This window comes from Nostoc commune NIES-4072 (assembly GCF_003113895.1).
In the GTDB taxonomy this organism is placed as follows: domain Bacteria; phylum Cyanobacteriota; class Cyanobacteriia; order Cyanobacteriales; family Nostocaceae; genus Nostoc; species Nostoc commune.
The window spans coordinates 2,494,506-2,510,214 of record NZ_BDUD01000001.1; the positions used below are offsets into that span (position 1 = coordinate 2,494,506).

A 15,709-nucleotide genomic window follows, 5' to 3' on the forward strand; every position below is an offset into this window, starting at 1 on the left:
ATTTAGGTAAGCAGATGGCAAGTAATAATATTGAGATTGTTTTCAGTTTTGATACAACTGGGAGTATGTACCCTTGCCTTACTCAAGTACGGCGAAAAATCAAAAATACCGTTACCAGACTGATAGACGAAATTCCCTTAATTAAAATTGGGATTATTGCTCATGGTGACTACTGCGATGCAGGTTCAACTTATGTCACCAAAATATTTAATATATCCGGTGATGTTGATGCTATCTGTGATTTTGTGCAAAATGTCGAACCTACTGGTGGCGGAGATGCACCAGAATGTTACGAATTGGTATTACATGAATCGCAATCTTTATCTTGGTCAAAGTCAGCAACAAAATCACTAGTTTTGATTGGCGATGATATTCCCCATCCTCCAGCACACAATCCTAAAAAACTGAATTGGCGCAAAGAGTTAGATAAATTAGCTGAGGCAGAAATTACAGTTTATGGAGTTCAAGCACTCAATCGTCCTCATGCCACTCCTTTTTATCAAGAACTTGCAGAAAAGTCTGGGGGTTTTCATATCAACTTAGACCAGTTTTCGTATATTAGTGATTTGTTTTTAGCAGTTTGCTACCAACAATCTTCTAATGATCAGCTACAAGCTTACGAACAAGAAGTAATTGACCAAGGACGTATGAGCCGTGGGTTAAATAAAATATTTAACACCATGATGAACCGGGAAGCAACATCCTATTATGAATCGGCTGATTTACGGGCAGTTTCTCCAGGGCGTTTCCAGATTTTAGAGGTTGAACAAGATATTTCAATTAAAGCCTTTGTATTGGAAAATGGTTTGAGTTTTAAAGTTGGGCGAGGTTTCTACGAATTTACAAAAACAGAAACTATCCAGGCTCAAAAAGAAATTATCTTAATGGATCGAACAACGGGTGATTTATTTGAAGGAGGTGCAGCACGGGAAATGTTAGGTCTACCGATGGATGCAACGATTCGGATTAAACCGAGTAACCTAGAAAAGTATGTTGTGTTTGTCCAAAGTACCTCTGCTAATCGTAAACTGATTGGCAAAACTCGATTTTTATATGAAGTCGAAGACTGGGATCGCTAAATCCAAACGACTATAAGTCACGGCTACCCAAACAAAGCCTGCTCATGCAGGCTATTCTATTCGCTAGGTATTTTGTAATAAGTATAATGACTCAGATTAAGCCGGAAGTAAAACGTACAGAAGAACTGCGCCAGTTATTGCAACAAGCAAGCTTCGCTTATTACGTTTTAGATGCTCCAATTATGGAGGATGCAGTCTATGACCAGCTATATCGAGAATTGCAACAACTGGAAATTCAATATCCAGAATTGGCGACTCCTGATAGTCCAACTGTGCGCGTGGGTGAGAGACCAGCAACGCAGTTTACCTCGGTGCGGCATAATATCCCCCTGTACAGTCTAGAGAATGCATTTAATATCGATGAGTTGCAAGGGTGGGATCAGCGTTGGCGGCGACAAGTACCAAAAATAGACTCGGTGGAATATGTCTGTGAACTCAAAATTGATGGTTCTGCTTTGGCTCTTACCTATCAAAATGGCATTCTAGTAAGAGGTGCAACTAGGGGCGATGGAGTGACGGGTGAAGATATCACCCAAAATGTACGAACAATTCGCTCAATTCCCTTGCGTTTGAATTTTGAAGGGTTAGAAATTCTAGAAAGGGTGGAAGTACGCGGCGAGGCGTTTTTACCGTTGGAAGTATTTAAACAAATTAACGAGGAAAGACAAAAAGCAGGTGAGCAATTATTTGCCAATCCTCGTAATGCCGCAGCTGGTACACTCAGACAACTAGACTCGCGCATTGTTGCTAAACGGCGATTAGATTTCTTTGGCTACACCTTGCACATTCCTGGTAGAGATGACGCCAGTATTGCCAATACCCAATGGGAAGCATTGGAATTATTAGAAAAGATGGGTTTTCGAGTCAACCCCAACCACAAACTGTGTGCCTCGATCGCAGAAGTGGCAAAATATTATGAATACTGGGATACGGAACGGCTGAATTTACCCTACATGACTGATGGGGTAGTAGTAAAGCTGAATTCTTTTAAACTTCAAGAACAGCTAGGGTTTACCCAGAAATTCCCTCGCTGGGCGATCGCTCTAAAGTACCCAGCCGAAGAAGCCCCTACCCGTGTAGAAAATATTGCTGTAAATGTGGGGCGAACGGGAGCGTTAACGCCGTTAGCCGAGATGCGCCCGGTGCAACTGGCGGGGACAACGGTTTCTCGCGCTACTTTACATAACAGCGATCGCATTACTCAATTAGACATTCGCATTGGCGATACTGTCATTGTCCGCAAAGCTGGAGAAATTATCCCAGAAGTGCTGAGGGTACTAAAAGAACTCCGTCCCTCTGACACTGAACCTTTCGTTATGCCCACCCATTGCCCAGTCTGTGGTCAACCAGTGGTGCGAGAATCAGGTGAGGCGGTGACTCGGTGCGTCAATGCTTCCTGTGCAGCGATTCTCAAAGGTTCCATTGAACATTGGGTAAGTCGTGATGCCTTGGATATTAAAGGCTTGGGAGAAAAACTGGTACATCAACTCGTTGATAAAGGTTTGGTGCATTCCGTTGCCGATTTGTATGAGTTGACAAAAAGCAAATTAAGTGCATTAGAAAGGATGGGGGAAAAGTCGGCTGAAAAATTGGTAGATGCGATCGCTCAATCGAAAAACCAACCTTGGTCAAGGGTATTGTATGGTTTAGGTATCCGTCACGTTGGCAGTGTCAATGCCCAATTGTTGACTCAGAAATATTTCACTGTAGACCAGTTAGCGACAGCAAAGCAATCAGATATTGAAGGAATTTACGGTATTGGTGCTGAAATTGCCCAATCTGTGTACCAGTGGTTTCGGATTGATGCCAATCAAAAGTTGATAGAACGCTTACAAGCAGAAGGGTTGCAATTAGCAGCCACAGAGGAAACAAAAACAGTTGGTGATGGTAATCAAAAGTTCGCAGGTAAAACTTTTGTAATTACAGGAACATTGCCCACCTTAAAGCGAGATGAAGCGAAGGCTTTGATTCAAAAAGCTGGTGGGAAAGTGACTGAATCAGTGAGTAAAAAAACAGATTATTTGGTAGTAGGAGAAGATGCAGGTTCTAAATTAGAAAAAGCCCTATCCTTGGGAATTACGCAATTAAGCGAACCGCAGTTGTTAGAAATGCTTGAGGATTGATGCATATCTGGCAAACCCGTCACACCCGTCACACTTATTAATTGTTAACGTTTATTAAGCTTGGCTTCTGCCTTGATCCTCCCTAATTCTCTTGTTTAGGAGGGAATTAGAGCAAGTCTAAAAATAGGATATTTCTATACTACTGTAAATCGATAGATTTAATGTATAATACTTTTCAGCTGCGATCGCTTCCTTTGGTATGTGGTCATTAAGTGCAAGCAACATACCAAAGGAAATGGACAAGTGCAAAGACTGCCCTATAGATCAAACTATGGAGAATTCAGATGAGCAACAAACACATTGAAGTCAAGCAGGTAGCCGGTTTCATCGGTGCCGAAATCAGTGGCGTAGACCTTTCGCGTCCCTTGCACGATGATGCAGTCAAAGAAATTCGTCAAGCACTATTGAAGTGGAAAGTCGTGTTCTTTCGCGGCCAGAACATCGACCATGCTGCACAGGTTGCGTTCACCGCTCGTTTTGGCGAAGTTACCTACGCGCATCCCCACGAAGATGAGCCAATTGAAGGCTTCTCAGAAATACTGCCGATTGACCGCAGCCGTTACGAACGGCGCAACGGTCTGCGGCGTTCCAGCTACGAGAGCCGTTGGCATACCGATGTGACAGCAGTTGTCAACCCCCCTGCGGCATCGATTTTGCGTGCGGTTAACGTTCCTAGCTTCGGTGGTGACACCCAGTGGACTAACTTAGTCGCAGCCTACGAGGGTCTATCAGCACCCCTGCGGGCACTAGCAGATGGATTGAAAGCCGAACATCGTTTCAATGCGCGTTTGAATCTGCCCAGCAATAGCAAGATCGCCCAGCGCATTGCAGCCAATCCCCTGGTTTCAATACACCCAGTCGTCAGGGTTCATCCTGAGACAGGCGAACGAGCATTATACGTGAATCCTGGCTTCACCTCGCACATTCTTGACGTGTCACGGCAAGAGAGCGATCTGCTGCTTGAGTTGTTTTTCAATCAGATCACCAAGCCTGCCTACACCACCCGCTTCCGATGGAACAACGGTGACATTGCCTTCTGGGACAATCGCGCCACCTCACATTTAGCCCCGCAGGATCTGGATCATCTGGAAGTTGAGCGCGTCCTCTATCGCACCACCATAACGGGTGATATTCCAGTCGGGCCCGATGGTTTCCGATCGCAAGTGGTTGAAGGTGAAGCGTTCAACAGCCAATTACCAACGGTCTTGAAGAACAAATCTGAGAAGCTGGAAGCAGAACCAGTGCTTTCGTAAGCTAAAGAGTGCTAAGGGACTTCCAATAAAAAAACACCCCATCGTAGGGCAGCACAACTGTGCTGCCCTACAAACGTATAAATGAATTTGGGATAATTTATTTTACAGAATTGGTATTAGTCCTTATACGACTCCAAAATCCCACTGCGAATCATTAGTTGTGGCCAAAACAACACAAAAAATCCCATCCATATCATTACAGGGATAGAGACGAGAACTGTTAGCCAGATAGTTTTAAATAGTAACCAGCTACCACCAATCAGAGTTACACCTGTGAGAACTATAGACCAAGGCTGACACCACCAAGGTTTGTAGTTCCACGGGCTTATGGGCTTTTGTTCAGACATTGGTTTTATTTTAGTAACGCTCCAAATTTTTCAGAACAACTTGCCATCTTTATCAATCTTAAAGTGAAACGGTATAAGTACAGCATTTCATTAATTCGTAGCGAATTAAATTTGGCAATGCCCTGCAATGGCAACGCATCGACCATAGGTGTCAACTTAACGTGAAACCCTTGTAATGACGTGATATTCAGTTCTCTGGCTTCCCATCACCATCGGCGTCACCCCACCTTAACCCTCCCCGTATGTATTGGGGAGGGAACAAATTTCCTATATGCAGGAAATTTGGAAATTAATAAATCCTCATTCCTAATTAGAGTAAAACCTCCGAAATATTCTTATGTTTATCGCCTAGTACAGGTCGGCGGAAATAAACCTACCGTTTTATTACAGCCAGAAAGCCCAAAATGAAAGCTTTTTAACTTCCGCCTTGCAGTACTAGTTGTTTGACAGTTGCGTAAGTCTTGATTAAGTAGATTGCTGCAATCCATAAAGAGCTAGATTAAGATTACCTGCTGGAGCTGAAGAATAAGCGATATCTAGAGAAACACTAGCTTCTATCGTCTGAGGGCCACCGATTAAAGGAGTTGTACTACCTCCTGCAAAAGCTCTATCTGCTACTAGATTAAACTCCAAAGGAGATGGGCTAGGATTGGGAGCTGAGTTAATATCAATGTCAATAATCTTTCCAGGGGTTAATTGCAAGGTATTAAAAACTGCATTAGCCTGAGCTTGGGCGTCTTTAACCGCTTCGCTAAGAACCTGCAAGCGTGCCTGCTGCAATGCTTCGTCTGAGGCAGTGAAGCTTATATTCTGTATTAGATTCGCGCCTGCTTGAACAGCTGTGTCAATTGCTCCTCCAGCTCTATCTGTTGGTAACTCAAACTGAAGTGTGTTGAGTCCTCTAAAGCCAGTTAGGGTTTGAGTATTATTTTCAAAGCTAAAGACGGGGTTTAGTTGAATAGATGTAGTTTGAAGTTCTTGCGCCCCCAGCTTTTGCAGCGCATCAACTACTGCTGTTGAACGTTGAGCAACTTCTTCTTGAACTTCGGTTGCGGTTTTTCCCTCTACTTGAATCCCCAATTGCACCTCAGTTAAGGTAGTGGGAACAGTGACCCTTCCTTGACCAGTAACTTCCAATATCTGAGAAGTGTTTGGATTAGTGCTACCAGTCAGGGGATCGATAATCCCAAGAGCCTGCTTAATCGCACCAGTGAGATTATCAGTAGCCGAAGCGAGAGTGCCTGCTGAATTCGGAGAATAACCGATATCTAGAGAAACGCTAGCTTCTATCGTCTGAGGGCTACCAATTATAGGAGTTGTAGTATCTGGTGCAAAAGACGCCCTATTTGCTGCTTCAAACACCAAAGGAGATGGACTAGGATTGGGAGCTGAGTTAATATCAATGTCAATAATCTTTCCGGGGGTTAACTGCAAGGTACTGAAAACAGCCCCAGCCTGAGCTTGGGCGTCTTTGACAGCTTCGCTAAGAACCTGCAAGCGTGCCTGCTGCAATGCTTCGTCTGAGGCAGTGAAGCTTATATTCTGTATTAGATTCGCGCCTGCTTGGATAGCTGTGTCAATTGCTCCTCCAGATCTATCTGTTGGTAACTCAAACTGAAGTGTGTTGACTCCTCTAAAGCCGATTAAGGTTTGAGTATTATTTTCAAAGCTAAAGACGGGGTTTAGTTGAATAGATGTAGTTTGAAGTTCTTGCGCCCCAAGCTTTTTCAGCGCATCAACTACTGCTGTTGAACGTCGAGCAACTTCTTCTTGAACTTCGGTTGCGGTTTTTCCCTCAACTTGAATCCCCAATTGCACCTCAGTTAAGGTAGTGGGAACGTTGACTTCTCCTTGACCAGTAACTTCCAATATCTGAGAAGTGTTTGGATTAGTGCTACCAGTCAGGGAAGGGATGATCACAAGAGCCTGCTCACTCGCAACTGTGAGATTATTTGTGTTAGCCATCTTATTTTCCTTGCTTAAATGATGTTTGAAACCTGCTGATGTTTTAATCTTAGAGGATGTCTCAAGAGTAAGAAAGCTCACTCACCGATATCCTGTCAGTGGAAAAAATACTTAAAGATAACAGCGTAACGAGAGCCATGAATCCACCGTACCTAATTAACTTTCATCGCCGCAGTGGTAATTGCTATCGAGACTGATTCCAGTAGCTAGTAGTCTGTCCCAAAATTTTTGAGAGGTTAGTGGTGTTAATATCCCCGACTTCTTGAAGAAGTCGGGGATCTAGTAGCCCCGCAAAATTAATGGGACAGACACTAGAAAAGGCGGTAGAAAACGCAGTGTTGATATGTCAAGTAGTGAATGCAATCTTTATAATGCCATCTGCGACTTAATATTACTAGGACTTACGCATTAGTAACGAAAAATCTAGGGTTTGGGCTGGGCATTGGTCATCGGGCACTTGTACTGAGCGACTCGTGCCGAGCGGAGCCGAGGTAAGTCGAAGTATTGGGCATGGAAAATTCACCGATGCCCCATTCCCTATGGGCTATGACCAACTCAACGAAATAATTGTACTGCGTAAGTCGTGATTACGTAACAAATTTGTTGAATCTAAAAGGGCCATAATTGTAGCAATTAAGGCACTTTTACCATCTGGTACGCCAAAACCCAGTGAATTATTTTCCATAAATATAGAACTTACGCATTGACAGAAAAGCCAAAATAACAGGTAGAGTTTTCAAGGCTGATAGCTAGATTTTTCAATGAGATTTTAGCGATGCCTGCGGCGGGCTACGCCTACGCACTCAATCAAAGGTGATTGATAAAAGCCCGAAACAACGTATTTAGGTTGATGCACAAGATAGTTATTTTGTACAGTGCGTAAGTCCTAAAATATATTTATCAGGTAGTGGGTGAGTCTTCTTCAGGCAAGATTTCATCTATGCTGAGTACCCACGGTATACCTTTGTCAGATGGAGGGCTAACAGTAATTCGACCTCTGTTAGTAAATCTTTTTAACATGTCGGTGAATTGGGGAACAGTGCTCATGATGTTCTGATAAGTTTCTATATCAGGGCAAATCATAATTAACATTAGAATCCCACTATTAATTTTGAAATACCAATGGCAACTTGACAACAAAATGCGTGTGATGCGATCGCTCGCCAAGAAAAAGTTTTTCTTAGTCGCTTCTTCGAGTTGTCTAAACAGTATTTCACTCAATTGAATTGTCAGATTAGAAGGCAAATCATCTGGAGATGGGTAGGGCTGATTCATAAAATTTTTGGAGGTTTTAAGAAATTCGCAAGCTGAGGATTAGGCAAGATTAATTTTATCCAAAATCCCAGTTTTTATCATTCTTTATTTTGCGTAACAATCCACTGCAAATCTAACCATAATTGAGGATAAACCTTCTTAATCTGCGATTTGGGATCGGATAACAGATTTGTAGCATTCACACAAACAACTTCAACTAGACCCAGATATTCTGCTACTTCTATCAGTAAGTTTTTTTCTGCCACTATAGCAGCAATTAGTCTGTCAGGACAGTAAATTCTTATATATTTGGCATGAGGAATATATGCTCCTTTTGATTTAGAATTTAGCACTTTTATATAGCACTGGCTTAGTAATTTCCACGCTCTTGGGTGAGCTTGCTCAATAATAAGGGTAAATTGTTGGGCTAAGTCTTCTTCGGTAATCATTACTCTCTCCATTATTATTTTGCTAAAAACTGTAGTTTCATCTCATTTATGCACAGTAAAGGTGACGTAGCACTGCTAATGCTGTCTGCATTTTTATTTAAGTAAAATTAACAATTTTTAGTTAGGGTAAAATTTACCCATGCGGCAGAATTTGTTGGTAAGTTTTCTACGGTTTTTGTTACTTTCCTATCAAGCATCAAAGCTGAAAGCGATTACTAAAACTGTATCAATCGCTGCTTTCAACCAAATTAATTGGTATAAAGTGAAGTTACTGAAAAAAGAATTAAGCACCCAGAATAACTCTTGTGCAAGTGCCAGATAAATTAGAGCAAAAATTCTTGTCCATCGTAAGAAAATTGGCAAGATTTATGATATTCTGATTTTAGAGGGAATCAAGAGTGCGATCGCCACGGGAAAAAGCGGGTACGCCATCGCACAAAATGTCTTTGAACAAAAATGCTATACATTCAAAGATTGTGCCTTTGCCTTGGTAGATTTAGTTAAATCCGCTACGGCTTTTTGAAACTGAGAGATTAAAGCCGACGAATTGATTAGCACACTTGCGGCCAGATTGAGTACCCAGATGATTCACTTCGTGCCGCGTGACAACATTGTGCAACACGCAGAATTGCGCCGGATGACTGTTAACGAGTATGCACCTGATAGCGGACAAGCTAATGAATACCGGACATTAGCCGACAAGATTATCAACAATCAATTTTTTGCTGTTCCTACACCCATTGAGATGGACGAGCTAGAAGATTTATTGATTGAATTTGGTATCCTCGAAAGTGAAGATAAATGCAGCAAAACTGACTAACGCTGCGATCGCTCAAGCAGATGGTGAAAAGAGACAAGAAGATGCTCAAGGCGAAGCACTAGAAGCACTTGCAAAAGGAAACGTCGAAATCGTTGCTGGTAGCGAGAAAAAGTAAGTCCAGTTCTGTACCCCGACTTTTAAAGCTATTTTCAGGTAAATAGACTACGCCCTATAGGCACAGCAATGCTGTGCCCCTATGATACATGTGGTTGAAATAAATGAAAACTGCTGTAAAGCTTTCTACGTGTAGGGTCTTTGTCAGTAGAAAATGGGTTTTTGAACGCATCACCAACTAAAGCTTTCGGTTTTAGTTGGTGATTATTTCCCTAAGAAGCCTTAAGACTTCTCAACGTTCCTAGAGTTACTGGCGTTCTCAGTATGCCGTTGAAGCTTTTGCCGACGAACACTCTAAAAAAGGTTTTGTCTGCCATTCCGCCATGAATAACTGGCGTAGATTTAGAGGAATCTAAAACCTTTTTATACCGATAATAGAAATTTTGGCCTTGCTGAATCGAGGTATGAACTTGGATGTAGAGAAGTAAAATTTTACGTTTCTACAAGGATTTTCACTACAACGCACAATTGTTTTCATAGCGCGATCAGCAACGCCAGAATTTTCAAACAACCTCTTAGCGATTTGCTACCAATTTTTGAGCGATTTTTTGCTTAAATAGACGATAAAAAAACAATGGATTACCTATGATATAACGATCCCAGAGACGAGTAGGTTCAGTAATTAAGCGTGTTAACCACTCAAAACCATTATTCGTCAGCCACTCGGGGCCACGATATGTAGAGTTAGTATAAAAATCTAGACACGCGCCTAAAGGTAAAAATACACGAGCTTCAATTTTATTGAAGTTATCTAAAATCCACCGCTCCTGTAATGGCATACCAAAACCAATATATAAAATATCTGGTCGAAAGTTATTGATTTTTTCTATTATTAAATCATTCTCCTTTCCTGATTTTTCAAAGTAACCATGATGTCCGTCTATCCGGAGATTAGGTGCAATTGATACTAACTTTGTAATTGCTTCGTCCACTACGCCGGGTTTTCCAGCTAATAAAAACAAAGAAACATTTTCTTTTTCACATTTTAATGCTAAATCTTCTATATAATCTGGTGCTGTCATCCGATGTGCAGAATCCAGCGAATAACCGCTTAAGTTAGCCGCTAACAATACGCCAAATCCATCGCAAAATACTAAATCTGCATTATTTAAAAAATCTCGATACCAAGATTTTTCATAAGCAAAATTCATAGCTCTAATATTCACATTTTCGACAATTGTTTTTTTTGGTTTTTTGACTGATTCTACTAAATAATCGATTAATTCTTGTACTTTAACTTTATGGAATCTTGTATCAAACAACTTGATTTCAGGGAAAGTTTTCGTATCCATTGTTTCCATTGTTATTTCCTCCTTGTCTACTTTACACAAGCTTATGGTTAATCAATGATCATCAGAATATGGCTCTCAACCTACGACTGATGCATAAATGTATTTCAAGGATGCAAGATAATCGTTGATATCCAAGTGTTTAACACTTATCCGGGCATTATTTCCTAGAGATATTCTCAAATTCTTATCTGCAATCAAAGATTGCATTGCCTCAGACAACTGTTGAATGTCACCTGGATTAAGTAATAAACCATTCTGGTTTTGAGTAACTACTTCGGGTATCCCTCCTACTTTAGTAGTTATGACAGCTAAACCCCAACTCATTGCTTCTAGTAGTGCCATCGGTAAACCTTCGTTATAAGAAGGTAAAACAAATACATCAGCTTTAGCTAAAAGCTCGTCGCGTTTTTCTTTGTCTACCCAGTCAAGGATAGTGATATGGTCAACAAGATTTAGAGTTTGAATCAAACTACGAGCTTTTTCTACATCTCCATCCCCTGCCATAGTCAACTTTGCTTTACTTTTCTCTTGGGCAGGTAGAGAAGCGAATGCGTTAATTAAATCAAATGCACCTTTGCGCTGACCAATGCGCCCTAAAAATAAGAAAAATACCTGATTGGAATCTACATGCTGTGGAATTTGGGCAGGAATTCTTACCGCGTTAGGAAGAACAATAACTTGCTCTGGCTTCAAACCAAGATTTTCGATATAGAATTTTTTCCAGCTATCTGATAAAACAATAAAACGCGTACATTTCCTAAAAGACCAACTGAGCCATTGCTTAAGAAATTGAGGAAGCTCAGAGTAAAACAAATGAAAGTCAGCACTATGAGCATGAATAATTAGCGGTTTTTGAAATAGCCAACAAATGACACTAGTGATTGAGTGACGAAAAGCGCTACCTCTCTCTGAAACATGAACGTGAATAAGGTCAGCCTTTTTATTTAATAAATTCCAAAATAACTGCCCTATTGCCTGCAAAAACACCAATACTTTGTGTGGAGCAGAGCCATTCGGTAAAGTAGTAATATGTGTAAATTTAATATCGGAAGTAGCTTCAGTAGCTTCTTCAAGGATGAGCTTTTGCACGGAAACTATTCCACCTTGACGCTCCAAGCTTTCGCCTAACATAGTAATCTTTATAGGACTCATAACAAAAGAGCTTATTTAGGGTAGATAAATTCATCAAATATTTACGTACAGCATACCCTACTTAAACTATGATTAAGTTATGTATTTGTCAATGATAGTCATTAACAGTTTTAGTGTAATAAAGATTACCATGTCGTCAAGAATGGGTTAAACGTTGTTAACCCGTGGCGTGTACTTTATTCTTAAAACTGGTTTAATCATCTGTTGACAGACCGGAAAAACTAATGAACTTATTTGAGCTTTTAGCGGGGGAAGACAATCATCTAGCCCTAGTTACGCCGTCTGAGCGATCGCTAACCTATAAGCAATTGCGCGAGAATGTTATTGAACTGGTATCACAACTCAACAGCTTTGGATTGAAACGAGGCGAACGCATTGCCATTGCCATGACTAACGGTTCACCAATGGCTATTACCTTTTTGGCTGTTGCCCTGTGTGGCACTGCTGCACCCTTAAATCCTAAATACAAACAAGAAGAATTTGCCTTCTATTACGAAGATATCCAAGCAAAAGCACTGATTACGCTATCTGAGTCGCCAAAAGCAGCCATTGCCGCCGTCACACCCGACATGATGCTGATTAATGCCAAGGTAAATACTGACGGTACACTGAGTTTTGAATTAGTCAAAGAAAAACTTCCCCCTTGCTCCCAGCTAAAAGCTCTCTTGCCTCAATCTGATGATCTGGCGATGATTCTCCACACTAGCGGCACTACCAGCCGTCCGAAGCGTGTGCCGATTCGTCATCGTAACTTAATCGCCTCAGCTAACAACATCATTGGTGCTTACTCACTCACAGCAGCCGACACTACACTTTGCCTAATGCCCCTGTTCCACATTCACGGATTGGTGGGCTGTTTGCTGGCAACTCTCGCATCGGGCGGCACATTAATTTGTCCCAATGGTTTTAATGCCCTGGAGTTTTGGAAACTGGTAGATACCTACAAACCTACTTGGTACTCCGCAGCGCCAACCATGCATCAAACAATTTTGGCTCGCGCTAGCCGCAACACAGAAATTGTCAAAGCTAATCGCTTTCGTTTCATTCGCTCTAGTAGCGCTCCCTTGCCTCCGATTATCATTGAACAGCTAGAGGCAACTCTCAATGCTCCGGTGGTGGAATCTTACAGCATGACTGAAGCATCTCACTTAATGACCACCAACCCCCTACCGCCAAAAGTGCGGAAACTGGGTACTGTCGGTTATGGCTTCGGTGTGGAAGTCGGCATTATGGACTCCGAAGGCAACTTATTATCTCAGGGAAGCTTGGGCGAGGTGGTGGTAAAAGCACCCAATGTTATAGATGGCTACGAAAACAACCCGGAAGCTAACGCTACAGCTTTTGTAAACGGTTGGTTCCGCACAGGAGATCAGGGAACACTGGATGCAGACGGCTACCTCCGCTTGACTGGACGCATTAAAGAATTGATTAACCGGGGTGGAGAAAAAATTTCTCCTTTAGAAGTTGATGATGTTTTGCTGCGCCATCCCGCCGTCGCCGAAGCCTTAGCCTTTGCCGTCCCCCACAAATATTTAGGAGAAGATATCCATGCTGCTGTTGTCCTCAAAGAAGAAGTCAGCGAAAAAGAACTTTTAGCTCACTGTTCAACCATGTTGGCAGACTTCAAAGTTCCGAAGCAAATTCACATTTTGGATCAACTACCTCGTGGCGCTACTGGGAAACTGCAACGGTTAGCTATGGCGAAATTGCTTAACATCTGCTAAATCAGCGATACACTAAGGAAAATTCCTTGAGGAAGCTTTGATGGCACGGTCAAACGGGGTTAAAACTGAAATGTCTGCACAGGAATTGCCTACAATCTCAGATGAAGATACAGTGACAATTGAAGATTTACCAGAAGCTGTGGAGGATGTCCAGGATATTGACGACATCTTGAACTCACTCAAAACCTTACTGAGTAGCCTAGAAAAACTCCAAAAAGTCCGGCAGGAAGTGGGCGACATCAAACCGTTAATCGGGCGAATGCTTGATGGTGAACTGGTTGCTGGTGAAGAGCTTGAGCAACTTAAGACAGGTGTGAGCAGTCTTTCTCGCCTTGTTCGGGCTTATAATGACCATCAAATAGCGTTAACTAAAGCACAATCTGCTAGAAACTTGCTAGATCAAGTTCTGAAAGAGCGTAAAGCTAATTGAAATAAGAAGCGATCGCATTTCTTTATAAAGAGGCGATCGCTGTAAATTAAAGCTGTAACTCAAGCTCGCGCCTATCCCCATGAAGTCTTTACAAGACTACACCACTGTTATCTGTCCCGATAACAATGGTACATTTTTTGCCTATGTACCAGCGATTTTCGGTTGTCACGCTTTGGGACAAACGCCAGATGAGGCCCGTGCTGAACTTGTCTATGTTTTTGAAATGAAATTCTAAAGCAGTTGGGTATTACAGAGGAACATTTTAATCAACTGCGATAAATACTGTGTACTAGTATTGCAAAGTCGTATTTTACCTATTTATTGTCAAGCGATCGCTTCATAAATAATAACTATCCACATGAATCAACAATTAGAATTGCCATTTCAAGAATTTTCTTTTTGCACTTCCAAATCCTTAGACAGTTCATCTACATTCATTAATAACATGAAATTGCCAGTTCATCGCTGGTTTAGATTTAGTGCAGGTTTCTCTGCACAATGGGTTGAAACTATAATTAGCCAAGCTAAAGAACGAGGAGAAATTACTGTCTTAGATCCATTCTCTGGTTCTGGTACAACCTTACTCGCATCTGAAAAGCTTGGAGTTAAATGTTTGGGAATTGAGGCTCATCCCTTTGTTGTGCGTATAGCAAGAGCTAAACTTTTATATCAAACTGACGCTGATGCTTATCTTGAACATATACAAAAAGTTATAAAACGTGCCGAAAATGTTCAACCCTGTATAGATACATACCCAAAGCTGATTCATGAATGCTTTAGTATATCTTCACTTGAGTCTCTAGATAGATTGCGCCAATCTTGGGAAAAACTTGCTGATGATTCATCTGAATCTCAGTTAGCTTGGTTAACGCTTATATCAATTCTTCGTCATGTTTCTCATGCTGGAACTGCACCTTGGCAGTACATCTTACCAAATAAAAAGAAACAATATTCTTTAGATGCAATGTCTGCTTTTGGGCTAATGGCAGAGAGTATAGCTACAGATATGAGAATTGCCGGAAAAATGGCGGCTTCTGTTGCTTGTCTTATTCAATCTGATGCTCGAACTTGCCAGGGTGTACCTGATAATTTTGCCAACTTGGTAATCACATCACCACCGTATGCTAACAACTATGACTATGCAGATGCTACACGTCTAGAAATGTGTTTTATGAAAGAAATTTCCGGTTGGGGTGATTTACAAAGTGCGGTGAGGCAATACTTAATTCGTTCATGTTCCCAGCACGTAACCAATAAGAATGTAAACATCGACGAAGTTCTAGCATCTCATGAATTATATCCAATCAAAGCTAGTATTATTGAAACCTGTCACAAATTATCCCAGGAACGACATTTACATGGAGGTAAAAAGAATTATCATTTGATGATTGCCTGCTATTTTTTGGATATGGCTAGAGTTTGGATAGCACTTCGCAGAGTCTGCAAAAGTCCTGCAACAGTTTGTTTTATGATTGGTGATTCTGCTCCCTATGGTGTTTATATTCCGGTGATTGAATGGATGGGTTTATTAGCACAAGCAGCAGGGTTTAAATCTTTTAATTTTGAAAAAGTTCGTGACCGAAATGTGAAGTGGAAAAATCGCAAGCATACAGTTCCTCTTTGCGAAGGTTGTTTGTGGGTTTACGGGTAGGGTAATCACAACACAAATTATTTTTGCAAGAATGTAATGGCAGAGTCATTTTCACA

The 15,709-nt window shown here is 41.4% G+C and carries 13 protein-coding genes and 1 pseudogene; 8 read left to right on the forward strand and 6 right to left on the reverse strand.

Annotated elements, in window-relative coordinates:
• Positions 1–14 precede the first annotated feature (14 nt).
• From CDC33_RS11045 to CDC33_RS11055, 3 genes are all read left to right on the forward strand, one after another.
• Positions 15–1,079, forward strand: coding sequence for a vWA domain-containing protein (locus CDC33_RS11045; RefSeq protein ID WP_109008519.1), 1,065 nt, complete (start codon positions 15–17; stop codon positions 1,077–1,079).
• Positions 1,080–1,165: 86 nt separating this feature from the next.
• Positions 1,166–3,202 (forward strand): NAD-dependent DNA ligase LigA, encoded by a 2,037-nt coding sequence (gene ligA, locus CDC33_RS11050; protein WP_109008520.1) that lies wholly within the window; start codon positions 1,166–1,168, stop codon positions 3,200–3,202.
• A 284-nt stretch (positions 3,203–3,486) separates the two neighbouring features.
• Positions 3,487–4,455, forward strand: a complete 969-nt coding sequence (locus tag CDC33_RS11055; protein ID WP_109008521.1) for a TauD/TfdA dioxygenase family protein — start codon at positions 3,487–3,489, stop codon at positions 4,453–4,455.
• 116 nt (positions 4,456–4,571) lie between these two features.
• On the opposite strand, the gene CDC33_RS11060 is transcribed toward CDC33_RS11055, so the two are convergent.
• The 4 genes from CDC33_RS11060 to CDC33_RS11075 all read right to left on the reverse strand — a co-directional run bounded on the left by CDC33_RS11060 (position 4,572) and on the right by CDC33_RS11075 (position 8,470).
• On the reverse strand, positions 4,572–4,802 hold the full coding sequence (locus tag CDC33_RS11060) for a DUF6737 family protein (RefSeq protein WP_109008522.1): 231 nt from the start codon (positions 4,800–4,802) through the stop codon (positions 4,572–4,574).
• A gap of 465 nt (positions 4,803–5,267) precedes the next feature.
• Positions 5,268–6,767 carry an SIMPL domain-containing protein gene (locus tag CDC33_RS11065; protein ID WP_109008523.1) on the reverse strand — a complete coding sequence of 500 codons (1,500 nt, stop codon included), beginning with the start codon at positions 6,765–6,767 and terminating at the stop codon, positions 5,268–5,270.
• A 900-nt stretch (positions 6,768–7,667) separates the two neighbouring features.
• Complete coding sequence (locus CDC33_RS11070; protein ID WP_109008524.1) at positions 7,668–8,042, reverse strand: hypothetical protein; 375 nt, start codon at positions 8,040–8,042, stop codon at positions 7,668–7,670.
• A gap of 77 nt (positions 8,043–8,119) precedes the next feature.
• The gene (locus tag CDC33_RS11075; RefSeq protein ID WP_109008525.1) at positions 8,120–8,470 is read right to left on the reverse strand and encodes a hypothetical protein; all 351 of its coding nucleotides are present in this window, start codon (positions 8,468–8,470) and stop codon (positions 8,120–8,122) included.
• A gap of 535 nt (positions 8,471–9,005) precedes the next feature.
• Here CDC33_RS11075 and nifH point away from each other — a divergent pair.
• A pseudogene (nifH, locus tag CDC33_RS11080) lies at positions 9,006–9,405 on the forward strand (nitrogenase reductase); the annotation flags it as partial.
• Positions 9,406–9,919: 514 nt separating this feature from the next.
• Here nifH and CDC33_RS11085 read toward each other — a convergent pair.
• Together CDC33_RS11085 and CDC33_RS11090 are read right to left on the reverse strand one after the other, a co-directional pair.
• Positions 9,920–10,705, reverse strand: a complete 786-nt coding sequence (locus CDC33_RS11085; protein WP_181373968.1) for a WecB/TagA/CpsF family glycosyltransferase — start codon at positions 10,703–10,705, stop codon at positions 9,920–9,922.
• Between the two features lie 66 nt (positions 10,706–10,771).
• A complete protein-coding gene (locus CDC33_RS11090) occupies positions 10,772–11,848 on the reverse strand; it encodes a glycosyltransferase family 4 protein (RefSeq protein ID WP_109008526.1) in 1,077 nt (358 codons plus the stop codon).
• 224 nt (positions 11,849–12,072) lie between these two features.
• Between CDC33_RS11090 and CDC33_RS11095 the strand changes: the two genes are divergently transcribed.
• The 4 genes from CDC33_RS11095 (at position 12,073) to CDC33_RS11110 (ending at position 15,653) form a co-directional block, all read left to right on the forward strand.
• Complete coding sequence (locus tag CDC33_RS11095; RefSeq protein ID WP_109008527.1) at positions 12,073–13,572, forward strand: acyl--CoA ligase; 1,500 nt, start codon at positions 12,073–12,075, stop codon at positions 13,570–13,572.
• A 40-nt stretch (positions 13,573–13,612) separates the two neighbouring features.
• Positions 13,613–14,002, forward strand: a complete 390-nt coding sequence (locus CDC33_RS11100) for a hypothetical protein (RefSeq protein ID WP_109008528.1) — start codon at positions 13,613–13,615, stop codon at positions 14,000–14,002.
• A gap of 79 nt (positions 14,003–14,081) precedes the next feature.
• Positions 14,082–14,237, forward strand: coding sequence for a type II toxin-antitoxin system HicB family antitoxin (locus CDC33_RS11105; protein ID WP_109008529.1), 156 nt, complete (start codon positions 14,082–14,084; stop codon positions 14,235–14,237).
• A 123-nt stretch (positions 14,238–14,360) separates the two neighbouring features.
• The gene (locus CDC33_RS11110; RefSeq protein ID WP_109008530.1) at positions 14,361–15,653 is read left to right on the forward strand and encodes a DNA methyltransferase; all 1,293 of its coding nucleotides are present in this window, start codon (positions 14,361–14,363) and stop codon (positions 15,651–15,653) included.
• Positions 15,654–15,709: the final 56 nt, after the last annotated feature.